40 protein-coding genes are annotated in these 25,062 nt (G+C 38.5%); all 40 read left to right on the forward strand.

What is annotated here, in order from left to right; all coding sequences use genetic code 11:
• The 40 genes from iolE (at window position 1) to IGJ34_RS01935 (ending at window position 25,030) form a co-directional block, all read left to right on the forward strand.
• The gene (gene iolE / locus IGJ34_RS01740; protein ID WP_430597982.1) at window positions 1-894 is read left to right on the forward strand and encodes a myo-inosose-2 dehydratase; all 894 of its coding nucleotides are present in this window, start codon (window positions 1-3) and stop codon (window positions 892-894) included.
• A gap of 24 nt (window positions 895-918) precedes the next feature.
• Window positions 919-2,520 carry a solute:sodium symporter family transporter gene (locus tag IGJ34_RS01745; protein ID WP_083241767.1) on the forward strand — a complete coding sequence of 534 codons (1,602 nt, stop codon included), beginning with the start codon at window positions 919-921 and terminating at the stop codon, window positions 2,518-2,520.
• 50 nt (window positions 2,521-2,570) lie between these two features.
• Entirely contained in the window at window positions 2,571-2,876 is a 306-nt protein-coding gene (locus IGJ34_RS01750) for a PTS sugar transporter subunit IIB (protein WP_069654057.1), read from the forward strand.
• Between the two features lie 428 nt (window positions 2,877-3,304).
• The gene (gene rpsJ, locus IGJ34_RS01755) at window positions 3,305-3,613 is read left to right on the forward strand and encodes a 30S ribosomal protein S10 (protein WP_002389727.1); all 309 of its coding nucleotides are present in this window, start codon (window positions 3,305-3,307) and stop codon (window positions 3,611-3,613) included.
• A 24-nt stretch (window positions 3,614-3,637) separates the two neighbouring features.
• Window positions 3,638-4,267 carry a 50S ribosomal protein L3 gene (rplC, locus tag IGJ34_RS01760; RefSeq protein WP_010766222.1) on the forward strand — a complete coding sequence of 210 codons (630 nt, stop codon included), beginning with the start codon at window positions 3,638-3,640 and terminating at the stop codon, window positions 4,265-4,267.
• Between the two features lie 25 nt (window positions 4,268-4,292).
• On the forward strand, window positions 4,293-4,916 hold the full coding sequence (gene rplD, locus IGJ34_RS01765) for a 50S ribosomal protein L4 (RefSeq protein WP_010761689.1): 624 nt from the start codon (window positions 4,293-4,295) through the stop codon (window positions 4,914-4,916).
• Window positions 4,916-5,206, forward strand: a complete 291-nt coding sequence (rplW, locus tag IGJ34_RS01770; RefSeq protein ID WP_010761688.1) for a 50S ribosomal protein L23 — start codon at window positions 4,916-4,918, stop codon at window positions 5,204-5,206. Before rplD ends, rplW begins: the two co-directional genes overlap by 1 nt.
• A gap of 38 nt (window positions 5,207-5,244) precedes the next feature.
• On the forward strand, window positions 5,245-6,075 hold the full coding sequence (gene rplB, locus IGJ34_RS01775; protein ID WP_430597983.1) for a 50S ribosomal protein L2: 831 nt from the start codon (window positions 5,245-5,247) through the stop codon (window positions 6,073-6,075).
• Between the two features lie 42 nt (window positions 6,076-6,117).
• Complete coding sequence (rpsS, locus tag IGJ34_RS01780) at window positions 6,118-6,396, forward strand: 30S ribosomal protein S19 (RefSeq protein ID WP_010761686.1); 279 nt, start codon at window positions 6,118-6,120, stop codon at window positions 6,394-6,396.
• Between the two features lie 21 nt (window positions 6,397-6,417).
• Entirely contained in the window at window positions 6,418-6,765 is a 348-nt protein-coding gene (rplV, locus tag IGJ34_RS01785) for a 50S ribosomal protein L22 (protein ID WP_010761685.1), read from the forward strand.
• 208 nt (window positions 6,766-6,973) lie between these two features.
• A complete protein-coding gene (rpsC, locus tag IGJ34_RS01790; RefSeq protein WP_010766221.1) occupies window positions 6,974-7,630 on the forward strand; it encodes a 30S ribosomal protein S3 in 657 nt (218 codons plus the stop codon).
• Window positions 7,631-7,632: 2 nt separating this feature from the next.
• Window positions 7,633-8,067, forward strand: coding sequence for a 50S ribosomal protein L16 (gene rplP, locus IGJ34_RS01795; RefSeq protein ID WP_010761683.1), 435 nt, complete (start codon window positions 7,633-7,635; stop codon window positions 8,065-8,067).
• Complete coding sequence (gene rpmC, locus IGJ34_RS01800; protein ID WP_010766220.1) at window positions 8,057-8,245, forward strand: 50S ribosomal protein L29; 189 nt, start codon at window positions 8,057-8,059, stop codon at window positions 8,243-8,245. Before rplP ends, rpmC begins: the two co-directional genes overlap by 11 nt.
• Before the next feature lie 23 nt (window positions 8,246-8,268).
• Complete coding sequence (gene rpsQ, locus IGJ34_RS01805) at window positions 8,269-8,535, forward strand: 30S ribosomal protein S17 (RefSeq protein ID WP_010761681.1); 267 nt, start codon at window positions 8,269-8,271, stop codon at window positions 8,533-8,535.
• Between the two features lie 59 nt (window positions 8,536-8,594).
• Complete coding sequence (gene rplN / locus IGJ34_RS01810; RefSeq protein WP_010761680.1) at window positions 8,595-8,963, forward strand: 50S ribosomal protein L14; 369 nt, start codon at window positions 8,595-8,597, stop codon at window positions 8,961-8,963.
• A 34-nt stretch (window positions 8,964-8,997) separates the two neighbouring features.
• Window positions 8,998-9,306 (forward strand): 50S ribosomal protein L24, encoded by a 309-nt coding sequence (gene rplX, locus IGJ34_RS01815; RefSeq protein WP_010761679.1) that lies wholly within the window; start codon window positions 8,998-9,000, stop codon window positions 9,304-9,306.
• Window positions 9,307-9,332: 26 nt separating this feature from the next.
• Complete coding sequence (gene rplE, locus IGJ34_RS01820; protein ID WP_010770625.1) at window positions 9,333-9,872, forward strand: 50S ribosomal protein L5; 540 nt, start codon at window positions 9,333-9,335, stop codon at window positions 9,870-9,872.
• A gap of 18 nt (window positions 9,873-9,890) precedes the next feature.
• On the forward strand, window positions 9,891-10,076 hold the full coding sequence (locus tag IGJ34_RS01825; RefSeq protein ID WP_002356214.1) for a type Z 30S ribosomal protein S14: 186 nt from the start codon (window positions 9,891-9,893) through the stop codon (window positions 10,074-10,076).
• A 35-nt stretch (window positions 10,077-10,111) separates the two neighbouring features.
• Window positions 10,112-10,510, forward strand: a complete 399-nt coding sequence (gene rpsH, locus IGJ34_RS01830; protein ID WP_010761677.1) for a 30S ribosomal protein S8 — start codon at window positions 10,112-10,114, stop codon at window positions 10,508-10,510.
• A 31-nt stretch (window positions 10,511-10,541) separates the two neighbouring features.
• Entirely contained in the window at window positions 10,542-11,078 is a 537-nt protein-coding gene (gene rplF, locus IGJ34_RS01835; RefSeq protein ID WP_069645935.1) for a 50S ribosomal protein L6, read from the forward strand.
• Between the two features lie 96 nt (window positions 11,079-11,174).
• Window positions 11,175-11,531, forward strand: a complete 357-nt coding sequence (rplR, locus tag IGJ34_RS01840) for a 50S ribosomal protein L18 (RefSeq protein WP_010761675.1) — start codon at window positions 11,175-11,177, stop codon at window positions 11,529-11,531.
• A gap of 20 nt (window positions 11,532-11,551) precedes the next feature.
• Window positions 11,552-12,052 carry a 30S ribosomal protein S5 gene (gene rpsE, locus IGJ34_RS01845; protein WP_010761674.1) on the forward strand — a complete coding sequence of 167 codons (501 nt, stop codon included), beginning with the start codon at window positions 11,552-11,554 and terminating at the stop codon, window positions 12,050-12,052.
• Window positions 12,053-12,065: 13 nt separating this feature from the next.
• A complete protein-coding gene (gene rpmD / locus IGJ34_RS01850; protein WP_010761673.1) occupies window positions 12,066-12,245 on the forward strand; it encodes a 50S ribosomal protein L30 in 180 nt (59 codons plus the stop codon).
• A 36-nt stretch (window positions 12,246-12,281) separates the two neighbouring features.
• A complete protein-coding gene (gene rplO, locus IGJ34_RS01855; RefSeq protein WP_069635452.1) occupies window positions 12,282-12,725 on the forward strand; it encodes a 50S ribosomal protein L15 in 444 nt (147 codons plus the stop codon).
• Entirely contained in the window at window positions 12,725-14,023 is a 1,299-nt protein-coding gene (gene secY, locus IGJ34_RS01860) for a preprotein translocase subunit SecY (RefSeq protein ID WP_069654055.1), read from the forward strand. Before rplO ends, secY begins: the two co-directional genes overlap by 1 nt.
• 86 nt (window positions 14,024-14,109) lie before the next feature.
• On the forward strand, window positions 14,110-14,760 hold the full coding sequence (locus IGJ34_RS01865; RefSeq protein WP_069654054.1) for an adenylate kinase: 651 nt from the start codon (window positions 14,110-14,112) through the stop codon (window positions 14,758-14,760).
• Between the two features lie 193 nt (window positions 14,761-14,953).
• The gene (infA, locus tag IGJ34_RS01870; protein WP_002356224.1) at window positions 14,954-15,172 is read left to right on the forward strand and encodes a translation initiation factor IF-1; all 219 of its coding nucleotides are present in this window, start codon (window positions 14,954-14,956) and stop codon (window positions 15,170-15,172) included.
• Window positions 15,173-15,204: 32 nt separating this feature from the next.
• Window positions 15,205-15,321 (forward strand): 50S ribosomal protein L36, encoded by a 117-nt coding sequence (gene rpmJ, locus IGJ34_RS01875; protein WP_002288710.1) that lies wholly within the window; start codon window positions 15,205-15,207, stop codon window positions 15,319-15,321.
• Between the two features lie 18 nt (window positions 15,322-15,339).
• A complete protein-coding gene (rpsM, locus tag IGJ34_RS01880) occupies window positions 15,340-15,705 on the forward strand; it encodes a 30S ribosomal protein S13 (RefSeq protein ID WP_010766211.1) in 366 nt (121 codons plus the stop codon).
• Between the two features lie 27 nt (window positions 15,706-15,732).
• Entirely contained in the window at window positions 15,733-16,122 is a 390-nt protein-coding gene (rpsK, locus tag IGJ34_RS01885; RefSeq protein ID WP_010761668.1) for a 30S ribosomal protein S11, read from the forward strand.
• Between the two features lie 80 nt (window positions 16,123-16,202).
• On the forward strand, window positions 16,203-17,141 hold the full coding sequence (locus IGJ34_RS01890) for a DNA-directed RNA polymerase subunit alpha (protein WP_010761667.1): 939 nt from the start codon (window positions 16,203-16,205) through the stop codon (window positions 17,139-17,141).
• A 27-nt stretch (window positions 17,142-17,168) separates the two neighbouring features.
• Window positions 17,169-17,552 carry a 50S ribosomal protein L17 gene (rplQ, locus tag IGJ34_RS01895; protein ID WP_010761666.1) on the forward strand — a complete coding sequence of 128 codons (384 nt, stop codon included), beginning with the start codon at window positions 17,169-17,171 and terminating at the stop codon, window positions 17,550-17,552.
• Window positions 17,553-17,840: 288 nt separating this feature from the next.
• Complete coding sequence (locus IGJ34_RS01900) at window positions 17,841-19,040, forward strand: hypothetical protein (RefSeq protein WP_430597984.1); 1,200 nt, start codon at window positions 17,841-17,843, stop codon at window positions 19,038-19,040.
• Between the two features lie 15 nt (window positions 19,041-19,055).
• Window positions 19,056-20,225, forward strand: a complete 1,170-nt coding sequence (locus IGJ34_RS01905; protein WP_430597985.1) for a M20 family metallopeptidase — start codon at window positions 19,056-19,058, stop codon at window positions 20,223-20,225.
• 255 nt (window positions 20,226-20,480) lie between these two features.
• Entirely contained in the window at window positions 20,481-21,320 is an 840-nt protein-coding gene (locus IGJ34_RS01910) for an energy-coupling factor ABC transporter ATP-binding protein (RefSeq protein WP_069654051.1), read from the forward strand.
• Entirely contained in the window at window positions 21,296-22,165 is an 870-nt protein-coding gene (locus tag IGJ34_RS01915) for an energy-coupling factor ABC transporter ATP-binding protein (RefSeq protein WP_430597986.1), read from the forward strand. Before IGJ34_RS01910 ends, IGJ34_RS01915 begins: the two co-directional genes overlap by 25 nt.
• Window positions 22,162-22,959, forward strand: coding sequence for an energy-coupling factor transporter transmembrane component T family protein (locus tag IGJ34_RS01920; RefSeq protein ID WP_069654049.1), 798 nt, complete (start codon window positions 22,162-22,164; stop codon window positions 22,957-22,959). Before IGJ34_RS01915 ends, IGJ34_RS01920 begins: the two co-directional genes overlap by 4 nt.
• A 19-nt stretch (window positions 22,960-22,978) precedes the next feature.
• On the forward strand, window positions 22,979-23,725 hold the full coding sequence (gene truA, locus IGJ34_RS01925) for a tRNA pseudouridine(38-40) synthase TruA (RefSeq protein ID WP_430597987.1): 747 nt from the start codon (window positions 22,979-22,981) through the stop codon (window positions 23,723-23,725).
• A gap of 462 nt (window positions 23,726-24,187) precedes the next feature.
• Window positions 24,188-24,706: an AmiS/UreI family transporter gene (locus IGJ34_RS01930; protein ID WP_430597988.1), complete on the forward strand. Its 519-nt coding sequence runs from the start codon at window positions 24,188-24,190 to the stop codon at window positions 24,704-24,706.
• A 21-nt stretch (window positions 24,707-24,727) separates the two neighbouring features.
• On the forward strand, window positions 24,728-25,030 hold the full coding sequence (locus IGJ34_RS01935) for an urease subunit gamma (protein WP_111248422.1): 303 nt from the start codon (window positions 24,728-24,730) through the stop codon (window positions 25,028-25,030).
• Window positions 25,031-25,062: the final 32 nt, after the last annotated feature.

Raw genomic sequence — 25,062 nt, forward strand, 5'->3', positions numbered from 1 at the left:
ATGAATGAGTCAAAAATCCGTTTGGGCATTGCGCCGATTGCCTGGACAAATGATGATATGCCGGAGTTAGGGAAAGAAAATACGTTTGAACAGTGTATTAGTGAGATGGCTTTGTCCGGGTATGTAGGGACTGAAATTGGGAATAAATACCCGAAAGATCCAGATGTCTTACGACCATATCTTGATGTTCGAGGGTTGTCAGTCGCAAGTGCTTGGTTTAGTGCCTTTTTAACGACGAAACCGTATGAAGAGACAGAGCAAGCATTTATTGAACATATGAATTTTCTCCATGCTATGGGGGCTAAAGTGATTGTTGTGTCGGAACAGGGCGATAGTATTCAAGGTCAGATGGACCAGGCAATTTTCAAAGAAAAGCCGGTATTTTCTGCGTCGGATTGGCAAGCGTTAGCAATTGGTTTGGAACGCTTGGGTGCGTTGGCAAATGCGAAGGGAATGATGATTGTTTATCATCATCATATGGGGACAGGCGTGCAGACGACCGAAGAAATCACTCGTTTGATGGACTTGACGGATCCTGAAAAAGTTTCTTTGCTATTTGATACTGGGCATTTGGTCTTTTCTGGCGAAGACCCAATTGAAATTTATCAAAAATATCAAGATCGCATCAAGCACATTCATTTCAAAGATATACGAGAGCAGATAGCAAGACAAGTTAGCGCAACGGAGCAGAGTTTTTTAAATGCAGTTAAGTCAGGAGTTTTTACTGTTCCGGGAGACGGGATGATTGATTTTGCACCGATTTGGGAAGTTATTAAGAGTAGTGATTACGAAGGGTGGATTGTTGTTGAAGCGGAACAAGATCCGGCGAAGGCTAATCCTTTTGAATACGCAGTGAAAGCGAGAAATTACATTCGCGAAATCACGAGTATTTAAAAACAAAAAAAGGAGCGGAAATCTATGAACCTATTTTCTCTTATTAGTTTTGTCGTCATCGTGGCTTGTGTTTGGATTTTTGCGTACAGTCGTGCGAAAGGTGTGGATACTTCTGGATCAGAAGGGTTCTTTATGGGTGGAAGAAGTTTGACCGCTTTGCCAATTGCAGGCTCGATTATCATGACGAATCTATCCACTGAACAAATTGTTGGTCAGAACGGGCAAAGTTACCACGCTGGTATGGAAGTTATGGCGTGGGAAGTAACAGCTGCGATTGCAATTGTTGCCTTAGCGGTCATTTTTTTACCGAAATATTTCAAATATGGTATCAACACCGTTTCAGATTTTATTGAAATTCGCTATGATACAGTAACGAAACGGATTATTTCGATTCTATTTATCGTGACATATATGATTTCATTTTTACCAGTTGTTTTATATTCAGGTTCACTCGTTTTTAATAAAATTTTTCATATAGATGAATTGTTAGGTGTTCGTCCGATTGTCGCCATTATTTTGGTTGCCTTAATCATCGGCGTGATCGGAATTCTCTATTTATTGATTGGTGGATTATCATTGAGTGCCAATAGCGATACCGTATATGGTGTTGGGTTGTTGATTTGTGGTTTATTGATTCCAATCTTAGGTGTAATGAAACTAGGTGATGGGAACTTTATTGGTGGTGTGGATTATATTGTCGACCATACTCCGTGGTTGTTAAACTCTGTTGGCGCAATCGATTCAGCGATTGTCCCTTGGCCAACGTTGATCACGGGAATGTTGTTCAATAATTTATATTTCTGGTGTACGAATCAAATGATTGTGCAAAAAGCGTTATCAGGGAAAAATCTAGCAGAAGCGCAAAAAGGAACTTTTATCGTAGGACTTTTCAAAGTATTTGGTGCGTTGTTCTTAGTATTTCCAGGTATCGTCGCACGTAATATTTTCGGTGATGCACTGATGAGTAATCCCGACAATGCATACCCATATCTTGTGACGGAGGTTTTACCTCAAGCATTGTTTGGTGTATTTGCAGCTGTGATTTTCGGGGCAATTCTGTCTTCCTTTGCGGGTGCATTGAATGCAACAGCGACTCTGTTTTCGTTAGATTTCTACAAACCTGTGATTAATAAACAAGCGGATGATAAACAAATTGCTCGGGCTGGGAAAATTGTTACTATAATAGTTGGCGTAATATCTGTGATTGTTGCACCGTTCATTTCCTTCGCTCCAGCAGGATTATATCAGTTTGTACAAGAGTTCAACGGATTATATAATATGCCGTTGTTGGTTATTATCCTGTTTGCCTTTTATTCGAAAAAAGCGACAGCTATCGCAGCGAAATCAACAATTGCGATTCATATTGTGTTGTATGCATTATCAAAAGTCTTTTTGAAAGATATTCATTTCTTGTATGTGTTGAGTCTGCTATTTTTCTTAGATATTTTGATCATGTTGGCAATTTCTAAGTGGAAACCAGATGGAACATTTGTGTTGGAGTCCTTCGATACGAAAGTAGACATCAAACCTTGGCGTTATACGAAAGTCGTTTCGATTGTTTTGGTGGTAATTGTCATTTTGACTTATGTTGCTTTTTCTCCAGTAGGTTTAGCGAGCTTGCGATAAGGTGAGCTTAGTGTTAGGGAAAAAGAATGTCGATTAGCAGGAGGGTTGATATGGAAAAAACGATTTTGATTATCTGTGAATCTGGAATCAGTGCTTCATTATTGGTTTCAAAAATTCTCGAGTCTCTTAGAGAAAAAGAGTTAGAATACGCAATCGATTATGCACCTGTAAGTCGTATTCAAGAGAAACTTATGTTTAAAAATTATGATGTATTACTTTTAACACCTCAAGTTGCAAGATATGAGGAGCAAATACGAGGGATTGTTGATCAGGAAAAATGTACGTCTAAGATTGTTTTTATGAAACCAGAAGATTTTCAGTATATGAATGTTGAACGAATGATTAGTCAACTATAAACAAGTATTTTTGTTAAAAAGGGATAGGGTAAAACGAAAAAGTTTTGCTCTGTCTTTTTTTTTCTTCAAAATAATAGTTGCGCGCAAGGAGCTTCCGTTGTCAAAACGATTCACTTTCCTTCTATTAATATATACAGTTTTTTATTGCTGACTGAATCAGTTGTATACAAAAGAATAATAATCAAAAGAATGCTTGCAAAAAAAATATCTTTTTTCTGAAAAAAACCTTGCTATTACTATGTTTCTATAATATAATTACAAAGGTGCTATTTACAGAAGTGTAAAAGCATTGGTAAATCAAGCTTTTGATCTACCGGCTAAGAAACGAGAGGTTGCGACACGCCCGGACGCTTTGCCACGAACGAGCGTGACGGAAAAATTTTCGTGGAGCTATGTCTACTTTCAAAATAGGCGAAGGAGGGAACAAGATGGCAAAACAAAAAATTCGTATCCGTTTAAAAGCGTATGAACACCGTATTTTAGATCAATCAGCGGATAAAATTGTGGAAACAGCAAAAAGAACTGGAGCTGACGTGTCAGGACCAATTCCATTACCAACAGAACGCTCGCTTTACACAGTTATTCGTGCGACTCATAAATACAAAGATTCACGCGAACAATTCGAAATGCGTACGCACAAACGTCTAATCGACATTGTGAACCCAACACCAAAAACAGTTGATGCTTTAATGAAGCTTGACTTACCATCTGGTGTGAATATTGAAATCAAACTATAAAATCAAGATGATGGAGGTGTACTCATGACCAAAGGAATCTTAGGAAAAAAAGTGGGAATGACACAAATCTTTACTGAGTCTGGTGAATTAATTCCAGTAACAGTAGTTGAAGCTACGCCAAACGTAGTTTTACAAGTAAAAACTGTTGAGACTGACGGATACGAAGCTATCCAAATCGGTTACCAAGACAAACGTGAAGTATTAGCGAACAAACCTGCGAAAGGTCATGTTGCAAAAGCAAACACGGCTCCTAAGCGCTTCATTAAGGAATTCAAAAATGTTGAGCTAGGAGAATATGAAGTAGGTAAAGAAATTAAGGTAGATGTTTTCCAAGCAGGTGACATTATTGATGTTACAGGAACTTCGAAAGGTAAAGGATTCCAAGGCGTTATCAAACGTCACGGACAAAGCCGCGGACCAATGAGTCACGGTTCACGTTACCACCGTCGTCCTGGGTCAATGGGTCCAGTTGCACCTAACCGTGTATTTAAAAATAAAAAACTTGCCGGCCGTATGGGTGGTAACCGCGTAACAATTCAAAACCTTGAAATTGTTAAAGTGGACGCTGAAAGAAATGTAATCATGATTAAAGGTAACATTCCTGGAGCGAAAAAATCATTAATCACAATCAAATCAGCTGTGAAAGCTAAATAAGCGTAGGGAAAGGAGGAACTAAGGAATGCCGAATGTAGCATTATTTAAACAAGATGGAACTCAAAATGGCGAAATCACTTTAAACGAAGAGATTTTCGGAATCGAACCAAATGAAACAGTTGTCTACGATGCAATCATCATGCAACGTGCTTCATTAAGACAAGGTACACACTCAGTAAAACACCGCGGAGAAGTTCGTGGCGGCGGCCGTAAACCATGGCGTCAAAAAGGAACTGGTCGTGCTCGTCAAGGTTCAATTCGTTCACCACAATGGCGTGGAGGTGGCGTAGTCTTCGGACCAACACCGCGTTCTTACAGCTACAAACTTCCTAAAAAAGTTCGTCGTTTAGCAATGAAATCTGTATTATCAGATAAAGTTGCTGAAAACAATTTGGTAGCTGTTGAAGCTTTAGGCTTTGATGCACCAAAAACAAAAGAATTCAAACAAGTTCTAACAAACTTATCTATTGATGCGAAAGTATTAGTTGTTTTAGAAACTGGAAATGATTTTGCAGCTTTGTCTGCACGTAATCTACCAAACGTTTCTGTAGTAACTTCTGATAACGTAAGTGTTTTAGATATCGTTTCTAATACTAAAGTATTGGCAACACAAACTGCTCTTACTCAAATTGAGGAGGTGCTTGCATAATGAACTTACTAGACGTAATCAAACGCCCAGTGATCACTGAAAAATCCATGCTTGCTATGGACGAAAAGAAATACACTTTCGAAGTGGACACTCGCGCAAATAAAACTTTAGTAAAACAAGCTGTTGTAGCAGCATTTGATGTTAAAGTTAAAAACGTAAACATCATTAACGTGCGCCCTAAATTTAAACGTATGGGTAAACACGCTGGTTACACAAAAAAACGTCGCAAAGCTGTTGTGACATTAACAGATGATTCAAAAGAAATTCAAATTTTCGATGCTGCTGAATAAGCAGTCCATGTTAACTATTAAATGGGAGGGAAAAAGACGTGGCGATTAAAAAGTATAAACCTACCACAAATGGCCGTCGTAATATGACAGCATCTGATTTCGCTGAAATCACGACATCAACACCTGAAAAATCGTTGTTGGCGCCATTAAAAAACCATGCCGGTCGTAACAACAATGGTCGTATTACAGTTCGTCATCAAGGTGGCGGTCACAAACGTCAATACCGTATGATCGACTTCAAACGTAATAAAGATAACGTTGTAGCGGTTGTCAAAACGATTGAGTATGATCCAAACCGTTCTGCTAACATCGCGTTAGTACATTACGAAGATGGAATCAAAGCATACATTCTAGCACCAAAAGGATTGGAAGTAGGCATGCGCCTTGTTTCCGGTACAGATGCAGATATTAAAGTAGGGAACGCATTACCATTGGAAAACATTCCAGTCGGTACTGTTGTCCACAACATTGAAATGAAACCTGGTAAAGGCGGTCAATTAATCCGTTCTGCTGGAACAAGTGCACAAGTACTTGGTAAAGAAGGCAAATATGTATTAATCCGTTTGAATTCAGGCGAAGTTCGTATGATCTTAGCAACTTGCCGTGCAACAGTTGGTTCTGTTGGTAACGAACAACACGAATTAATCAACATTGGTAAAGCAGGCCGCTCACGTTGGATGCGTAAACGCCCAACTGTACGTGGTAGCGTAATGAACCCGAACGATCACCCACACGGTGGTGGTGAAGGGAAACAACCGATCGGACGTAAAGCTCCAGTATCACCTTGGGGTCAACCTGCTATCGGCTTGAAAACTCGTAATAAAAAAGCTAAATCAGACAAACTTATCGTTCGTCGTCGTACTAAATAATTTTTTTGACCATGTGTCGTACATTTTGAGAGGAGGTTCACCATGGGTCGTAGTTTGAAAAAAGGACCTTTCGCTGATGAGCATTTAATGAAAAAAGTTGAAGCTCAACAAGGTGCCGAAAAGAAGAAAGTAATTAAAACTTGGTCTCGCCGTTCTACAATTTTTCCAACATTTGTTGGATTTACAATTGCCGTATATGATGGACGTAAACACGTTCCAGTATACATCCAAGAAGACATGGTAGGACATAAATTAGGTGAATTTGCACCAACTAGAACTTATCGTGGCCACGGAGCCGACGATAAGAAAACTAGACGTTAATTTTGAGGGGAGGAAATGCAAATGTCAGAACAAATTACATCAGCTAAGGCAACTGCAAAAACAGTTCGCACTTCACCTCGTAAAGCCCGTTTAGTAATCGATCTTATCAGAGGTAAAAGCGTTGCGGATGCAATTTCTATCTTGAAATTCATGCCAAACAAATCTGCTGGAATCATTGAAAAAGTTTTAATGTCAGCAGTTGCTAACGCAGAAAATAACTTTGACTTAGACGTTGAAAACTTAGTAGTATCTGAAGCATTTGTCAACGAAGGACCAACAATGAAACGCTTCCGTCCACGTGCAAAAGGTTCAGCATCACCAATCAATAAACGTACAAGTCATCTTACAGTAGTCGTATCAGAAAAATAATCTGTTTTTAAACAGACGTCACTTAATAAGAGGAGGAGCCTAGTACAAAGGTTATTAAGGGAACAACGTTCCTTTCAGTTACCTTGTACTGTGCCACATCAGTTCTGCGAAGCAGTCACTGTGTGTTACAGCAATGGCTACCGGACCTCAAGATGAGACCTATTTATTAAAATAAATAGGTGTCAAAAGATAAGAGGAGGGACAATCAGTGGGTCAAAAAGTACATCCAATTGGAATGCGTGTAGGCATCATCCGCGACTGGGATGCAAAATGGTATGCTGAAAAAGAGTATGCTGAGTTCTTACACGAAGATTTAAGAATCCGTAAATTTATCGCGACAAAACTTGCTGATGCCGCTGTGTCTACAATTGAGATCGAGCGCGCTGCAAATCGTGTGAACATTTCAATCCACACAGCTAAACCAGGTATGGTTATCGGTAAAGGCGGATCTGAAGTCGAAAACCTAAGAAAATCATTAAATTCATTAACTGGTAAAAGAGTTCATATCAACATCATTGAAATCAAAAAACCAGATTTAGATGCAAAATTAGTAGGCGAAGGAATTGCACGTCAATTAGAAAACCGTGTTGCTTTCCGTCGTGCTCAAAAACAAGCGATTCAACGCACTATGCGTTCAGGCGCTAAAGGAATCAAAACACAAGTATCAGGTCGTTTAAACGGTGCTGATATTGCTCGTTCAGAAGGTTACTCTGAAGGTACAGTTCCACTTCACACTTTGCGTGCTGATATTGATTACGCATGGGAAGAAGCAGACACAACTTACGGAAAATTAGGAGTTAAAGTGTGGATTTACCGTGGAGAAATTCTTCCAACGAAAAAAAACACTGAGAAAGGAGGGAAATAATCATGTTAGTACCTAAACGTGTAAAACACCGTCGTGAATTTAGAGGTAAAATGCGTGGTGAAGCCAAAGGTGGAAAAGAAGTAACATTTGGTGAATGGGGCTTACAAGCAACTGAATCTCACTGGATTACTAACCGTCAAATCGAAGCTGCCCGTATTGCTATGACTCGTTATATGAAACGTGGTGGGAAAGTATGGATTAAAATTTTCCCTCACAAATCATACACAAGTAAAGCTATCGGTGTTCGTATGGGTAAAGGTAAAGGGGCTCCTGAAGGCTGGGTTTCACCAGTTAAACGTGGTAAAATCATGTTTGAAATCGCAGGCGTACCTGAAGAAGTAGCTCGTGAAGCTCTTCGTCTTGCATCCCACAAATTACCGGTGAAAACCAAAATTGTAAAACGTGAGGAAATGGGTGGTGAATCGAATGAAGGTTAAAGAAATCAGAGAATTAACCACTGCCGAAATGCTTGAAAAAGAAAAGCAATTCAAAGAAGAATTATTTAATCTTAGATTCCAACTAGCAACAGGTCAATTAGAAAACACTGCACGTATTAAAGAAGTACGTCAATCGATTGCACGCATCAAAACAGTATTGCGTGAACAAGCTAACTAATAGTGGAAGGAGGCCAAACGCGTATGACTGAAGAAAGAAATCAACGCAAAGTTTACCAAGGTCGTGTTGTTTCAGATAAGATGGATAAAACTATCACTGTTGTCGTAGAAACAAAGAAAAACCATCCTATTTATGGTAAACGTATGAAATATTCTAAGAAATATAAAGCTCATGATGAAAACAACACTGCAAAAGTTGGAGACATCGTAAGAATCATGGAAACTCGTCCATTATCAGCTACAAAACGTTTCCGTTTACTAGAGGTAGTCGAAGAAGCAGTTATTATCTAATAAAAACGAGATTTTCCTATATAGATTGAGACATAAAATCTGAAAGGGGGATACACATCGTGATCCAACAAGAAAGCCGATTAAAAGTCGCAGATAACTCAGGTGCTCGTGAAATCTTAACGATTAAAGTACTAGGTGGTTCTGGACGTAAAACTGCTAATATTGGTGACGTGATTGTTGCTACGGTTAAACATGCAACGCCAGGTGGGGTTGTCAAAAAAGGTGAAGTCGTAAAAGCCGTTATCGTTCGTACTAAATCAGGAGCTCGTCGTACAGACGGTTCATACATTAAATTTGATGAAAATGCTGCTGTAATCATTCGTGATGATAAGAGCCCGCGTGGAACTCGTATCTTCGGTCCTGTTGCACGTGAATTACGTGAAAACAACTTCATGAAGATCGTTTCTCTAGCACCAGAAGTATTATAATCAGGACACGTATCAAAGGAGGTGCGAAACAGTAATGTTTGTTAAAAAAGGCGATAAAGTGAAAATTATCACTGGTAAAGACAAAAATAAAGAAGGCGTTGTATTAGCAGCGTTTCCTAAAAAAGACAAAGTCATCGTTGAAGGTGTTAACATCATGAAAAAACACCAAAAACCAAATCAAGCAGCGCCGCAAGGCGGAATCCTAGAAGTCGAAGCGCCGATTCATGTTTCTAATGTAATGGTGATTGACGGAACAGGTGTAGCTGGTCGTGTAGGTTACAAAGAAGTCGATGGAAAAAAAGTCCGTGTTTCTAAAAAAACCGGTGAAGTCTTAGATAAATAGATTAAAAGGAAGGAGGGGCTTACTAAATGAACCGCCTGAAAGAAAAATATATTAAAGAAATTACTCCAGCATTAGTGGAAAAATTTAATTATAGTTCAGTTATGCAAACACCAAAAGTTGATAAGATCGTTATTAACATGGGTGTGGGTGACGCTGTTTCAAACGCAAAAAATTTAGATAAAGCAGTTGAAGAATTAGCATTGATCACAGGTCAAAAACCATTGATCACTAAAGCTAAGAAATCAATCGCTGGTTTCCGTCTACGTGAAGGCATGCCAATCGGTGCAAAAGTTACTTTACGCGGAGAAAGAATGTACGAATTTTTAGATAAATTAGTATCTGTTTCTCTACCTCGTGTACGTGACTTCCACGGAGTAAGCAAAAAAGCTTTTGACGGACGTGGTAACTATACTTTAGGTGTTAAAGAACAATTAATCTTCCCAGAAGTTGATTATGATTTAGTAGATAAAGTACGCGGTATGGACATCGTTATTGTAACGACAGCAAACACAGATGAAGAATCTCGTGAATTGTTGACACAATTAGGTATGCCATTCCAAAAATAATAAAAGGAGGCGAACTACGTGGCTAAAAAATCAATGATTGCTAAAAACAAACGCCCTGCAAAACATTCAACACAAGCATATACTCGTTGTGAACGTTGCGGACGTCCACATTCAGTTTATCGTAAATTTCATCTTTGCCGTATTTGCTTCCGCGAACTTGCCTATAAAGGTCAAATTCCCGGCGTGAAGAAAGCTAGCTGGTAAACAAGTAAACTCGCATAAAGGAGGTAAATAGTTCAATGGTCATGACAGATCCAATTGCAGATTTTCTAACGCGCATTCGTAATGCAAACATGGTTAAACATGAAAGCTTAGAAGTGCCTGCGTCAAAAATCAAACGTGATATCGCTGAAATCTTGAAACGTGAAGGTTTTGTACGCGATGTAGAATATATCGAAGATGACAAACAAGGCGTGATTCGTGTTTTCCTTAAATACGGTAAAAACGAAGAACGTGTTATCACAAACTTAAAACGTATCTCTAAACCAGGTTTACGTGCTTATGTCAAATCTGACGAAGTACCTAAAGTATTGAATGGTCTAGGAATCGCGATTATCTCTACTTCTGAAGGTGTTGTAACTGATAAAGAAGCAAGAGCAAAAAACATCGGCGGCGAAGTAATCGCCTACGTATGGTAATTTAAAAAAACACACAAGGAGGTGTCTCTAAGTGAGCCGTATTGGTAATAAAATCGTTGTACTTCCTGCTGGCGTTGAAGTCAAACAAGAAGGAAACAACATTACTGTAAAAGGACCTAAAGGTGAATTAACACGTGAATTCTCTTCTGATATCACGATGAATATCGAAGGAAACGAAGTAACATTCACTCGTCCAAACGATAGCAAAGACATGAAAACAATCCACGGAACAACTCGTGCAAACTTCAACAACATGGTTGTTGGTGTAAGTACAGGCTTTGAAAAAGGTCTTGAACTTATCGGGGTTGGGTACCGTGCTCAAATGCAAGGGACTAAATTAGTTCTTAACGTTGGGTATTCTCATCCAGTAGAAATCACACCACCAGCTGGTGTAACTGTAGAAGTACCTTCGAATACACAAGTAGTTGTAAAAGGCGCTAACAAAGAACACGTTGGTGAATTAGCAGCAAATATTCGTGGTACTCGTCCTCCAGAACCTTATAAAGGCAAAGGAATCCGTTATGTTGGCGAATTCGTACGTCGTAAAGAAGGTAAAACTGGTAAATAATAGCAGCTTGAGAGTTATTTTTCAATTCAGTTTGAAAAATAACGATCCGTTGTCTATCGCAGCTTAATAGCTAGCAAATATAAAGAGGTGACAATTGTGATTACAAAACCAGACAAAAACAAAACACGTCAAAAGAGACATCGTCGTGTACGTAACAAAATCTCTGGTACTGCTGAGTGCCCACGCTTGAACGTATTCCGTTCTAACAAAAACATCTACGCGCAAATCATTGATGACGTAGCGGGTGTAACGCTAGCAAGTGCCTCTGCCTTAGATAAAGAAATTTCAGGTGGAAACAAAACAGAAACAGCCGCAGCTGTTGGTAAATTAATCGCTGAACGTGCCGCTGAAAAAGGCGTTAAAGTAGTAGTCTTTGACCGTGGTGGATACCTTTACCATGGCCGCGTGCAAGCTTTAGCTGAAGCAGCGCGTGAAAATGGACTAGAATTTTAGGAGAAGGAGGAACACCATTCATGGTTTATATTGATCCAAAACACTTGGAATTAGAAGACCGCGTGGTTTCTATCAACCGTGTAACGAAAGTTGTTAAAGGTGGACGTCGTCTACGCTTTGCAGCACTAGTTGTTGTGGGAGATAAAAACGGTCACGTTGGCTTTGGGACTGGTAAAGCACAAGAAGTGCCAGAAGCAATCCGTAAAGCAATCGAAGACGCGAAGAAAAACTTAGTTGAAGTGCCTATGGTTGGTTCTAGTATCCCTCACGAAGTGATCGGGGTATTTGGTGGTGGCCGTATCCTTATGAAACCTGCAGTAGAAGGTTCTGGGGTAGCCGCTGGTGGACCAGTTCGTGCCGTATTGGAATTAGCTGGTGTAGCAGATATTACATCAAAATCATTAGGTTCAAATACACCAATCAACGTTGTTCGCGCAACAGTTGAAGGGTTAAAACAATTAAAACGTGCCGAAGAAGTGGCAGCACTTCGTGGTAAATCTGTAGAAGAAATCTTAGGATAAGGAGGACAAAATAATGGCTGAATTAAAAGTAACTTTAAAACGCAGCGTTATCGGACGTCCTCAAAACCAAAAAGATACAGTTAAAGCATTAGGTTTAGGTAAACTAAACAGCTCTGTTGTGAAACCTGCGAACGAAGCAATCAAAGGTATGATCAACACTGTGTCACATTTAGTGGACGTTGAAGAAGTTTAATTTACAATAGTACATTGTTAAGGAGGTGCCAAACCAATGAAACTTCATGAATTGAAACCTGCTGAAGGTTCACGCCAAGTACGTAACCGTGTTGGACGTGGTACTTCATCTGGTAATGGTAAAACTGCCGGCCGTGGACAAAAAGGGCAAAAAGCTCGTTCAGGCGGTGGTGTAAGACTAGGATTTGAAGGGGGTCAAACTCCATTATTCCGTCGTTTACCAAAACGTGGCTTCACGAACATTAACCGTAAAGATTATGCAGTCATCAACCTAGATGTCTTAAATCGTTTCGAAGATGGAACTGAAGTAACACCTGCTGGATTGATCGAAGCTGGAATCGTGAAAAACGAAAAAGCTGGGATCAAAGTTCTTGCTAATGGTGAACTAACAACTAAAAAATTAACTGTGAAAGCAGCTAAATTCTCTAAAGCAGCAGAAGAAGCAATTGTTGCAGCTGGTGGAACAATCGAGGTGATCTAATGTTTAAACTATTAAAAGACGCTTTTAAAGTCAAAGACATTAGATCAAAAATTTTGTTTACTGTATTCATTCTTTTTGTATTTCGTTTAGGTGCGCATATAACTGTACCAGGCGTAAATGCAAAAGGTTTGCAAGACTTAAGCAATTTGCCATTTTTAAATATGTTGAATATGGTCAGTGGTAGTGCGATGCAAAATTTCTCCATCTTCTCGATGGGGGTTTCGCCTTATATTACAGCATCGATCATCATTCAATTATTACAAATGGATATCGTACCAAAATTCGTAGAATGGTCTAAGCAAGGTGAAGTTGGACGTAAGAAATTGAATCAAGCAACAAGGTATCTAACGATTGTCTTGGGTATTGCTCAATCTATTGGGATTACTGCTGGATTTCAACAATTAAGTTCAGTTGGGATCGTAAAAAATCCTAACATCAGCACGTTTGTGATGATTTCTGTCATTTTAACTGGTGGAACAATGTTTGTTACGTGGTTAGGAGAGCAAATTACTGAAAAAGGAATCGGTAATGGGGTTTCAATGATTATTTTCGCCGGGATTATTTCTCGGGTACCAGAAGGTATCAAAGAAATCGTTGACGATTACTTTATCAATATTGAATCTTCTAGAATTTGGCAATCTGCTATTTTTATTGCAATTTTAATTATTGCAATTTTGGTTATCGTTACATTAGTAACGTTTTTCCAGCAAGCAGAACGAAAAATTCCAATCCAATATACAAAACGTGTTTCAGGTGCGCCGACTAGTAGTTATTTACCGTTAAAAGTAAATGCTGCGGGGGTTATCCCAGTTATTTTTGCCAGTTCATTGATTGCAACGCCGAATGCTGTTTTACAAGCCTTTTCTAAGAGTTATTCTGGTGAAGGTTGGTATGATGTAATGACACAAATTTTTAGTTACAATACCGTTCCAGGTGCAATTATTTATACTGTACTGATCGTTGCTTTCACATTCTTCTATGCTTTTGTTCAAGTTAACCCTGAGAAATTAGCGGAAAACTTGCAAAAACAAGGAAGTTATATTCCAAGTGTACGACCAGGTAAAGGGACAGAAGAATATATTTCTGGAATGTTAATGAGACTAAGTGTTGTCGGTTCGATATTCCTAGGCTTAGTTGCGCTATTGCCAATCATTGCTCAAATGATCTGGAAATTACCGCAGTCTATCGGTCTTGGGGGAACGAGCTTACTGATTGTGATAGGTGTTGCATTAGAAACAGCGAAACAATTAGAAGGTTTAATGTTGAAACGTCAATATGTTGGCTTTATCAATAAGTAAGAGTCGTGTGTTGAGGGATTGCCTCAGCACCATTCTCTTTCTGGGCTAGCTTCAAAAGCCAGCCTTTAAAATTAGGAGGAAATGAAATGAACCTCATTTTAATGGGACTGCCTGGGGCAGGCAAAGGTACTCAAGCAGAACAGATCGTGGATACTTATGGTATTCCTCATATTTCTACAGGAGATATGTTCCGTGCTGCTATGAAAAACGAAACTGCTCTTGGCTTAGAAGCGAAATCTTATATCGATAAAGGTGCTTTGGTTCCAGACGATGTAACGAATGGAATTGTCAAAGAACGTTTGGCAGAACCTGATACTGATAAAGGTTTTTTATTAGATGGTTTTCCACGTACTTTGGATCAAGCAGAAGCATTAGATAAAATGTTAGTAGAATTAAATAAAAAAATTGATGCTGTCATCGACATCCATGTTGAAGAGGAAATTTTAGTTGAACGCTTAGCAGGACGGTTTATCTGCCGTTCATGTGGAGCAACTTACCATAAAATCTTCAATCCTCCTACTGTGGAAGGGACATGTGATCGTTGCGGCGGACATGAATTTTATCAAAGAGAAGATGATAAGCCTGAAACGGTCAAAAACCGTCTGGCAGTCAACATCAAAAGCAGTGCACCAATTTTAGACTTTTATAAGGCTAAAAATGTATTGCATACAATAGATGGGAATCGCGAGATCGATACTGTTTTTTCAGAAGTGAAAGAAATCATTGAAAAAAAATAGTTTTCTGAATTGCCGCAAACTTACCATTTTGTTTGATACAGATTCTCTTGCCAAATAGAATAGTTTATGATAGAATGTATCAGTCCGACTTCTACCTTTTTGTGGAAGCTTAATTGAAAATTCTAGGTGGGAGCTGAAGTTTCCGCCATTTTATCGTGTGAAAATGCGAAACAAGTACAAGGAGGTACTGTGCGTGGCTAAAGAAGATATGATTGAAGTCGAAGGTACAGTCGTCGAAACTTTGCCGAATGCAATGTTTAAAGTTGAACTAGAAAATGGACACCAAGTTCTTGCTACTGTTTCCGGTAAGATCCGTATGCACTACATTCGAATTTTACCTGGAGATAAAGTAACTGTAGAGTTATCTCCATATGATTTAACTCGTGGTCGAATCACTTATCGCTTTAAATAATTGTACTCCGTAAAATTCAGGGAGGTATTATCATGAAAGTAAGACCATCAGTAAAACCAATGTGTGAACATTGTAAAGTAATTCGCCGTAAAGGACGTGTTATGGTCATTTGCCCAGCAAATCCAAAACATAAACAACGTCAAGGATAATAGGAGGTGTAACGTAGAATGGCTCGTATTGCAGGAGTAGACATCCCTCGTGATAAACGTGTAGTAATTTCCCTTACTTATATTTTTGGTATTGGTAACACTACAGCTAAAAAAGTTTTAGCAAACGTTGGCGTATCTGAAGATATTCGTGTTCGCGATTTAACGAACGAACAAACAGATGCTATCCGTGCGGAAATTGATAAGTTAAAAATTGAAGGTGATCTTCGTCGTGAAGTGAACTTGAACATCAAACGCTTGATGGAAATCGGTTCATACCGTGGAATCCGTCACCGTCGTGGATTACCAACTCGTGGACAAAACACGAAAAACAATGCACGTACTCGTAAAGGCCCAGCTCGTACTGTAGCAGGCAAGAAAAAATAATTCCTAAGTGAAGGAGGTTAGATCCTCATGGCAGCAAAAAAAGTTAGTCGTAAACGCCGTGTGAAAAAGAATATAGAAACTGGGATTGCACATATCCATTCTACATTCAATAATACAATTGTAATGATCACTGACAGTCATGGTAATGCATTAGCATGGTCATCTGCAGGTTCATTAGGTTTTAAAGGAAGCAAAAAATCAACACCGTTTGCAGCTCAAATGGCAGCAGAAGCTGCAACTAAAGCAGCACAAGAACACGGACTTAAAACTGTTGATGTAACAGTTAAAGGACCTGGTTCTGGACGTGAAGCAGCTATTCGTTCATTGCAAGCAACAGGTTTAGAAGTGACTGCAATTCGTGACGTGACTCCAGTTCCTCATAATGGATGCCGCCCTCCAAAACGCCGTCGTGTTTAATGAGTGCCACTCATTCTGAGTTTGAATTAAGAACGTCATTGAACAAGACACTTTTCGTTTTGAAAGGGGTATAGATAAGAATGATTGAATTTGAAAAACCAAGAATCGAAAAAATTGATGAGAATAGAGATTATGGCAAGTTCGTCGTTGAACCACTGGAAAGAGGTTACGGGACTACTTTAGGCAATTCTCTACGTCGTATTTTATTATCTTCTTTACCGGGAGCTGCTATTACCAATATTCAAATCGATGGTGTGTTGCACGAATTCTCTACCATTAAAGGTGTAAGAGAAGATGTAACTCAAATTATCTTGAATATCAAAGGGTTAGCATTAAAGCTTTATGCAGAAGAAGAAAAAACCCTTGAGATCGATATTACAGGACCTGCTACAGTAACTGCTGGCGATATTATCGTTGACAGCGATGTTGAGATCTTGAATAAAGATTTAATTATCTGTAGTGTCTCTGAAGGAGCTACTTTCCATGCTCGCTTAACAGTGAAACCTGGTCGTGGCTATGTTCAAGCAGACGAGAACAAAAAGGAAGATATGCCAATTGGTGTTCTACCTGTTGATTCCATCTATACACCAGTTCGTCGTGTAAACTACCAAGTAGAAAACACTCGTGTTGGTCGTCGTGATGACTTCGACAAATTAACAATGGAAATATGGACTGATGGTTCAATCATTCCTCAAGAAGCCCTTAGCTTAGCTGCTAAGATTATGACGGAGCATTTAGACATCTTTGTTAACCTTACTGATGAAGCGAAAAACGCTGAAATCATGGTTGAAAAAGAAGAAACACAAAAAGAAAAAATGCTAGAAATGACCATCGAAGAACTAGACTTGTCTGTTCGTTCATACAATTGTTTAAAACGTGCAGGTATTAACACTGTACAAGAACTTACAAATAAATCTGAACCAGAAATGATCAAAGTACGTAATTTAGGTCGTAAATCTCTTGAAGAGGTTAAACTAAAACTACATGATTTAGGTTTAGGCTTACGTAAAGACGATTAATACTTTTTACGAAGGAGGAAAACCAACGTGGGTTATCGTAAATTAGGACGCACATCAAGCCAACGTAAGGCAATGTTGCGTGACTTAACTACTGATTTAATTATCAACGAACGTATCGTTACGACTGAAGCTCGTGCGAAAGAAATTCGTTCAACTACAGAAAAAATGATTACTTTAGGCAAACGCGGAGATCTTCATGCTCGTCGTCAAGCAGCTACTTTTGTACGAAACGAAGTTGCTAGTGTACGTGAAGAAGATGAAAAAATCGTTGTTGAATCAGCTTTACAAAAGTTATTCAATGATCTTGCACCTCGTTACGCTGAACGCCAAGGTGGTTACACTCGTATCTTGAAGACAGAACCAAGACGCGGAGATGCAGCACCAATGGTAATTATCGAATTTGTTAAATAATCAAACTATACCGTCACTTTATAGATGATTCTTTTAGAGTGTTATGATGTTGGAGGCGACTCCTAGTCTAGCTCAACGCTTTCCCTGCCAGACTTGATTTGGCAGGGAAGCACTCATCATAGTATAAGGTGTATTTTTTTGTCCTAAGATTTTTTCTTAGGACTTTTTTGCATAAGGATAAATTCAATAATATTTGTTATGTTATTGCATCTAAGTGTAATCTTTAGTATACTTTCGTTAGTCGGAATTTTCAGACAAAATAAATGAGCTATAAAAAGGGGGAGTAATATGGCACAAATGACAGCTTTTACGCTATTGATGGCCATTTTGTATATTGGGGATGTTGTCTCAATCAAAACCAAAGCATGGGTTTCATCTGTTTTTATCTGTGCAGTATTATTTATTATTGGTTACTGGACATTTTTTCCAGAAAATATCGTTGAGATTGCGGGAATTCCACCAGTCGTTGCAACATTATTGATGTATTTGTTAATTACGAATATGGGAACATTATTATCAATCAAGGAACTAGCAAATCAATGGAAAACAATCGTAATCACATTTTCAGGAATTGTAGGAATTGTTGTATTATTATTAACAGTGGGTTCATTGTTTTTCGATTTTAAAACGGTTCTAGTTGCTGTTCCACCACTCGTTGGAGGGATCGTATCCTCACTGATCATGTCAGAAGCGGCGCAATCAGTCGGTCTAACCTCATTATCAGTATTAGCTATTTTGATTTATGTGATGCAAGGATTTGCAGGTTATCCGTTAACGTCGATCATGTTGAAAAAAGAAGGAAAACGAATGCTTGAAAAATACCGCAGTGGGGAATGGACACCGGTTCATGAACAAGAGAATGAAGCGTCTGAAACAGATGAAGGTACACCTAAGATGTTTACCAAGGTTCCTAAAAAATACCATACAGATTTTTCACGAATCTTTCGTTTGGCGATCGTGACTTTAATTGCGTATTACGTTTCAGTTTGGTGTGCACCTTTTGTAACAATTAGCCCGTTTGTTTTATGCTTATTCTTAGGTGTTGTGGCATCTACATTAGGCTTTTTGGAAAAACAACCATTGAAAAAAGCGAATAGCTTTGGTTTTGCTATTTTGGGATTAATGCTTTTTATTTTTGATGGCTTAAAAAAAGCAACACCAGAAATGCTAGAGGAATTATTATTACCGATGGTGGGCATTATTGTGATTGGTGTGATAGGGATGTATGTCTTTTCTGCAATTGTCGGGAAGTTTTTAGGGGTGAGTAAAGAAATGGCTTTTGCAGTCTCATTAACTGCTTTATATGGCTTTCCAGCAGATTACATTATCACCAATGAAGTTATTCAGTCATTAACCGAAGATGAAAAGGAAAAAGAAGCATTGACAAGTCATATGATGCCACCGATGTTAGTCGCTGGATTTATAACCGTTACGATTGTTTCGGTTGTGTTAGCAGGTATCTTTTCGAGTATTTTATTGAGTCTATAGAAATGAGGGAATAAATTGAAAGAATTAAAAGAGTTGGTTCAAAAGTACAAAAAGGAAATGATAGATTTTAGAAGAGATTTACATCAACATCCGGAATTACAGTTTGAAGAATTTAGAACAACAGAAAAAGTTGCTGAAACGTTAGATAGAATCGGTATTCCTTATCGCAAGACGGAACCTACAGGAATCATTGCGGAGCTTGTTGGGGGTCAACCTGGAAAGACGGTTGCGTTGCGAGCGGACATGGATGCTTTACCCGTTCAAGAATTAACAGATGGTATTTCTTATAAGTCATTAGAAGATGGAAAAATGCATGCCTGTGGTCACGATGCTCACACAGCAATGCTCTTGACTGCAGCGAAAGCTTTAAAAGAAGTACAAGCAGAGATCAAGGGAACCGTTCGCTTTATCTTTCAGCCATCAGAAGAAAATGCTCAAGGAGCTAAAGCAATGGTTGCCCAAGGAGCTGTAGAAGGTGTGGATGATGTTTTTGGGATTCACATTTGGTCACAGATGCTTTCTGGAACAGCTTCTTGTGTTGTGGGCTCGTCTTTTGCTTCAGCAGATATTTTTTCAATCGACTTTAAAGGACGTGGCGGACACGGCGCCATGCCAGATGCTTGCGTAGATGCTGCTGTGATTGCTTCTTCTTTTGTGATGAATGTCCAAACAATTGTTTCTAGAGAAATCAATCCGCTTGATCCAGTCGTAGTGACTGTAGGTAAAATGGATGTTGGTACTCGATTTAATGTCATCGCTGAAAATGCTCGTTTAGATGGCACGGTACGTTGTTTTAGTACTGAGACGCGTGATCGTGTGGAAAAAGCTTTAAAACGCTATGCTGAACAAACGGCGGCTGTTTATGGCGGTACAGCTATAGTAGAGTATAATTACGGGACTGTACCAGTAATCAATGATGAAGAAGATGCATTATTTGCTCAAGCAATCATCAAAGAAAGCTTTGGTGAATCAGCATTGATTCAAGAACCACCGACCACAGGAGGAGAAGATTTCAGTTACTTTACAGAGAATACATCTGGTTGTTTTGCGTTAGTAGGTTGCGGAAATCCAGAGAAAGATACGCAATGGGCTCATCATCATGGACGTTTCAATGTGGATGAAGATGCTATGGAGATAGGTGCGGAATTATATGCACAATATGCATTTGAGTATTTGAATAAATAATTATTGCCACAATGAAAAGTAGGAATAGTAAAAGGGATGTGAGAAAACTAATTTAGTTTTCTTTCATCTTTTTTTATTGTTAATAAGTAAATAACTGGATATTCCTAAAAAACTTTCTGTCTTGACAGATAAGAATACACATAAATCGACTTATTTTGTTATAATATAGAATAGTACAAAGATAAGAATAGATGATTGAAAAAACACTGATTTTTTGTTAGTGTTAGTAAGACTAAATAATTGAGGGAGTACGCGATGCAACCGATAATTGAATTAAAAAATATCGATTTTAACTATCAACCAGAAGATGCTTCTCCCGCTTTGAAAGATGTATCTTTTTCCATCCAACAAGGTGAGTGGATTGCAATTATTGGACATAATGGATCAGGGAAATCAACATTAGCAAAAACAATCAACGGATTATTGTTACCCGCTTCAGGAAGTATTTCAGTTGGTGGCAAAGAGCTGAATGAAACCAATGTTTGGGATATCCGCAAGATGGTTGGGATGGTCTTTCAAAATCCAGATAATCAATTTGTAGGATCAACCGTAGAAGATGATGTTGCATTTGGCTTAGAGAATCAAGGGATTCCGCGTGAGGAAATGCTTGTCAGAGTTAAGGATGCGCTAGAAAAGGTGCGAATGAGTACCTTTGCCACACGTGAACCAGCTCGTTTATCTGGCGGTCAAAAACAACGAGTAGCGATTGCGGGTGTTGTGGCGTTACGTCCAGATATCATCATTTTGGATGAGGCAACAAGTATGCTTGATCCTGAGGGACGAGATGAAGTGATTTCGACAATCAAAAAAATTAAAGAAGAAAGTAATTTGACAGTTATTTCAATTACACATGATATTGATGAGGCAGCAAATGCAAATCGGATTTTAGTCATGAAGCAAGGGGAACTTGTCAGTGAAGGCACACCCGAGAAAATTTTCTCAGCAGGAACTGAGTTGATTCAGATGGGTTTAGATCTTCCTTTTCCAGAAAAGTTAAAAATTGCCTTAAAACAACGAGGCGTTGATGTGCCAGATGAATATTTGACTGAAGAAAGGATGGTGGATTGGCTATGGACATCCGTTTTGAACAAGTAGATTTTACGTACCAACCCAATACACCATTTGAACAGCGGGCATTATTTGATTTGAATTTGACAATCGAAAATGGTTCTTATACAGCAATCGTTGGGCATACAGGTAGTGGTAAATCGACATTGTTGCAACATTTAAATGCTCTAGTAAAGCCAACAAAAGGGACAGTGACGATTGGAGATCGAGTGATTGTTCCTGAAACAAATAATAAAAATTTAAAGCCGATTCGTAAAAAAGTGGGAATTGTTTTTCAATTTCCAGAAGCACAACTGTTTGAAGAAACTGTAGCGAAAGACATTGCTTTTGGACCGAAGAATTTTGGTGTATCAGGAGAAGATGCTGCACGATTAGCTGCTGAAATGCTTGAGTTGGTTGGTCTGGAGGCAAGTTATCTAGAACGTTCACCATTCGAATTATCAGGAGGTCAAATGCGTCGGGTGGCGATTGCGGGAGTCTTGGCAATGGAACCAGAAGTATTGGTTTTAGATGAACCTACAGCTGGGCTCGATCCACAAGGACGTAAAGAAATGATGGCCATGTTTCAACGCCTCCACGAAGAGCGCGGCATGACAATCGTTTTGGTGACACATTTAATGGATGATGTAGCTAATTATGCAGATCATGTCATCGTATTAGAACAAGGTCAGGTTGTTAAGGCAGGTACACCCCAAGAAGTTTTTCAAGATATTAACTGGTTGAAAGGAAAACAATTAGGTGTACCAACGGCTGCGACTTTTGCAGAGCAATTGTTAGCAAAAGGTTTTTCTTTTGGAGAATTACCGTTGACCGCAGAAGCTCTAGCAGAGGATTTATTAAAAGGACTAAAAAAGGCAGGTGAAGACCTGTGATGAATAAGTTGATTTTTGGGCGTTATATTCCTGGTGATTCATTTATTCATACGATGGACCCAAGAGCCAAATTGATTGCTAGTTTTTATTTTATTGGCATTATATTTTTAGCGAATAACTGGCAAACATATGGTGTTTTAGCTATTTTTACATTATTTGCAATTTTTCTATCCAAAGTGAATATCCGTTTCTTTATTCGGGGAATCAAACCGTTGATTTGGTTGATTCTGTTCACGGTTGCGTTACAGATGTTGTTTACCCAAGGTGGAGAAGTTTACTTTAAGTGGGGAATTTTTACAATCACTGAATTTGGTGTAATTAATGGGTTGTTTATTTTCTGTCGTTTTGTGTTGATTATTTTCATGTCTACATTATTAACGTTGACAACACCACCTCTGGATTTATCAGATGCGATCGAGTATTTATTACGTCCGTTAAAAGTAGTTCGTTTTCCTGTGCATGAAGTGTCATTGATGTTGTCGATCGCATTGCGCTTTGTACCAACCTTGATGGATGAAACAGAGAAAATCATGAATGCTCAGCGTGCTCGTGGCGTCGATTTTGGTGAGGGAAATCTGATTCAAAAAATGAAAGCTGTTGTACCGCTATTGATTCCGTTATTTGTCAGCAGCTTTAATCGAGCAGAAGATTTAGCAACGGCAATGGAAGCACGTGGCTATCAAGGTGGGGACGGTCGGACAAAATATCGGATTCTTCATTGGCATTTAAAAGATACGGTCGTGATGCTCGCATTCGCTGTATTAACAGTAGTATTGATTTTTATAAGAAGTTAGAAGTAAAGGTGGAAAAGAAATGCCGCGCTATAAAGCAGTTATTGCGTATGATGGAACCAATTTTAATGGATTTCAGTCTCAACCAAATGGACGAACAGTTCAAGCAGAAGTTGAAAAAACAGTAAGAAAAATGAACAATGGCAAAACAATCACGATTTTTGGATCTGGTCGGACGGATGCAGGTGTTCATGCTGCAGGGCAGGTGATTCATTTTGATTATCCACAGACGAGAGATTTGGAAAAAATGCGTTATGCTCTCGATACTCAAACACCTGAAGATATCGCTGTTAAAAGTGTAGAAATCGTACCAGATGATTTCCATGCTCGTTATCATGTTGTTGAGAAGATCTATCAATTTCGGGTAGATATCGGGAAACCAAGAAGTCCGTTTAAACGATTCTACGCTAGTTATTTTCCTTATGAGGTTGATATTAAAAAGATTCAGAGAGCGTTGACTGATTTAGTTGGAACGCATGATTTTACGTCATTTTGTGCTTCTGGGACCGAGATTGAGGATAAAGTTCGAACGATTCATGAAGCAAGACTTGAGATCAATGAAGCGGGAGACGAACTGGTTTTTACATTTCGTGGAGATGGTTTTTTGTATAAGATGATCCGAATATTGGTAGGAACACTTCTTAAAATGGGAAATGGTCGAATGAATGAAACAAGAATTCCTGAAATCATTGCCGCTAAAGATCGGAATTTAGCTGGACCAACTGCACATCCGGAAGGATTGTATTTGGTTGAAGTAAGATATGAATGAATAAGTTTTTTATGAGTAAAATAACCAAACGTTTTATAAAAAAGGAGAGTAGCTATAACTCAAAGAGTTGTAGCTACTCTCCTTTTTTATTTTATATTAATTCTTAAAAAAATTTAAAAACGTGAAAAATATTTGTATATTTCAGTATACAGGAGTAAGATATAATTCATAAAATCGATTGGGAAAGAATAATCGATGGAGCAGAATAATTTCCTTTTCTTTAGGGATAAATGCTGGTGTACCAAGCTAGTTTAATTTTTGTAGATAATGTATTCCATATAATAAATCGTTATAAAGTTATTTTTAAGTCAGTAAATTTAGTTGGGGTTTATCGGAAAATTACTCATTTTGATAGATTACTCATTTCAAAGCTTCCATAAAACAATCTTTTATACGTATATTGTATAGAAATAGTATATAAATTAATAAATAACGTATTTGAATGAAGATAGGAGGATAAAAATGCTTGGTGTTATTTTATTGTACGTAGGAATGGTGTTAATAAGCAATGGTCTTTACCGATTACAAGGAACACAAGATAAATCAGTCGTGGTGATGAATCTATTTACAGGTGGATTAAGTTTACTTTTAAACCTAGTAGCTCTTTCTTACGGGATAGTGGCGAATAAAGAGTCATCGTGGTTTTATGCCAGTGCGACTGGTTTATTATTTGCGTTTACGTATCTTTATACAGCAATTAATTCGATGTTTGATTTAGATCAGAAGCTTTATGGCTGGTTCAGTTTATTTGTAGCAATCAACGCGATTCCAGCAGGAATATTATGTTTTTATGGGTATGGCGGAAATACGCTATACGGAATAATTTGGTTTCTCTGGGGAATTCTTTGGTTTACGGGATTTCTTGAAAATACACTCGGAAAAAATCTGGGGAAATTTGTGGGTTATCTATCGGTAGGGGAAGGAATCATTACTGCTTGGATTCCAGGATTCTTAATGCTACTTGATTTATGGCCAAAATAAAATGAGAAGGGAGCATTTATTATGCAATTAACAACAAGAGAACAAGAAAAAATGATGATCAGCTTGGCAGCGATGATCGCCCAACGCAGAAAAGACAAAAAAATAAAATTGAATCATCCAGAAAGTATCGCTTTGATTACGGATTTGATTTTAGAAGGCGCACGTGAAGGAAAAACAGTTTCTGAATTAATGAACGAGGGTAGAAATCTTTTAACAAAAGAAGATGTCATGGAAGGTATTTCAGAAATGATTCCAATGATTCAAGTAGAAGCAACATTTCCAGATGGAACAAAGTTAGTTACCGTTCATGATCCAATCCAATAAATTCATTTTAATGATTCGATGAAGGAGGAAAA

This window comes from Enterococcus sp. AZ177, from assembly GCF_050544585.1.
In the GTDB taxonomy this organism is placed as follows: Bacteria; Bacillota; Bacilli; order Lactobacillales; family Enterococcaceae; genus Enterococcus_L; species Enterococcus_L plantarum.

Coding starts and splice junctions, on each gene's coding strand:
- iolE (WP_430597982.1), top strand. CDS start 1: ATGAATGAGTCAAAAATCCGTTTGGGCATTGCGCCGATTGCCTGGACA.
- IGJ34_RS01745 (WP_083241767.1), top strand. CDS start 919: ATGAACCTATTTTCTCTTATTAGTTTTGTCGTCATCGTGGCTTGTGTT.
- IGJ34_RS01750 (WP_069654057.1), top strand. CDS start 2,571: ATGGAAAAAACGATTTTGATTATCTGTGAATCTGGAATCAGTGCTTCA.
- rpsJ (WP_002389727.1), top strand. CDS start 3,305: ATGGCAAAACAAAAAATTCGTATCCGTTTAAAAGCGTATGAACACCGT.
- rplC (WP_010766222.1), top strand. CDS start 3,638: ATGACCAAAGGAATCTTAGGAAAAAAAGTGGGAATGACACAAATCTTT.
- rplD (WP_010761689.1), top strand. CDS start 4,293: ATGCCGAATGTAGCATTATTTAAACAAGATGGAACTCAAAATGGCGAA.
- rplW (WP_010761688.1), top strand. CDS start 4,916: ATGAACTTACTAGACGTAATCAAACGCCCAGTGATCACTGAAAAATCC.
- rpsS (WP_010761686.1), top strand. CDS start 6,118: ATGGGTCGTAGTTTGAAAAAAGGACCTTTCGCTGATGAGCATTTAATG.
- rplV (WP_010761685.1), top strand. CDS start 6,418: ATGTCAGAACAAATTACATCAGCTAAGGCAACTGCAAAAACAGTTCGC.
- rplP (WP_010761683.1), top strand. CDS start 7,633: ATGTTAGTACCTAAACGTGTAAAACACCGTCGTGAATTTAGAGGTAAA.
- rpmC (WP_010766220.1), top strand. CDS start 8,057: ATGAAGGTTAAAGAAATCAGAGAATTAACCACTGCCGAAATGCTTGAA.
- rpsQ (WP_010761681.1), top strand. CDS start 8,269: ATGACTGAAGAAAGAAATCAACGCAAAGTTTACCAAGGTCGTGTTGTT.
- rplX (WP_010761679.1), top strand. CDS start 8,998: ATGTTTGTTAAAAAAGGCGATAAAGTGAAAATTATCACTGGTAAAGAC.
- rplE (WP_010770625.1), top strand. CDS start 9,333: ATGAACCGCCTGAAAGAAAAATATATTAAAGAAATTACTCCAGCATTA.
- rpsH (WP_010761677.1), top strand. CDS start 10,112: ATGGTCATGACAGATCCAATTGCAGATTTTCTAACGCGCATTCGTAAT.
- rpsE (WP_010761674.1), top strand. CDS start 11,552: ATGGTTTATATTGATCCAAAACACTTGGAATTAGAAGACCGCGTGGTT.
- rpmD (WP_010761673.1), top strand. CDS start 12,066: ATGGCTGAATTAAAAGTAACTTTAAAACGCAGCGTTATCGGACGTCCT.
- rplO (WP_069635452.1), top strand. CDS start 12,282: ATGAAACTTCATGAATTGAAACCTGCTGAAGGTTCACGCCAAGTACGT.
- secY (WP_069654055.1), top strand. CDS start 12,725: ATGTTTAAACTATTAAAAGACGCTTTTAAAGTCAAAGACATTAGATCA.
- IGJ34_RS01865 (WP_069654054.1), top strand. CDS start 14,110: ATGAACCTCATTTTAATGGGACTGCCTGGGGCAGGCAAAGGTACTCAA.
- rpmJ (WP_002288710.1), top strand. CDS start 15,205: ATGAAAGTAAGACCATCAGTAAAACCAATGTGTGAACATTGTAAAGTA.
- rpsM (WP_010766211.1), top strand. CDS start 15,340: ATGGCTCGTATTGCAGGAGTAGACATCCCTCGTGATAAACGTGTAGTA.
- rpsK (WP_010761668.1), top strand. CDS start 15,733: ATGGCAGCAAAAAAAGTTAGTCGTAAACGCCGTGTGAAAAAGAATATA.
- IGJ34_RS01890 (WP_010761667.1), top strand. CDS start 16,203: ATGATTGAATTTGAAAAACCAAGAATCGAAAAAATTGATGAGAATAGA.
- IGJ34_RS01900 (WP_430597984.1), top strand. CDS start 17,841: ATGGCACAAATGACAGCTTTTACGCTATTGATGGCCATTTTGTATATT.
- IGJ34_RS01910 (WP_069654051.1), top strand. CDS start 20,481: ATGCAACCGATAATTGAATTAAAAAATATCGATTTTAACTATCAACCA.
- IGJ34_RS01915 (WP_430597986.1), top strand. CDS start 21,296: ATGGACATCCGTTTTGAACAAGTAGATTTTACGTACCAACCCAATACA.
- truA (WP_430597987.1), top strand. CDS start 22,979: ATGCCGCGCTATAAAGCAGTTATTGCGTATGATGGAACCAATTTTAAT.
- IGJ34_RS01930 (WP_430597988.1), top strand. CDS start 24,188: ATGCTTGGTGTTATTTTATTGTACGTAGGAATGGTGTTAATAAGCAAT.
- IGJ34_RS01935 (WP_111248422.1), top strand. CDS start 24,728: ATGCAATTAACAACAAGAGAACAAGAAAAAATGATGATCAGCTTGGCA.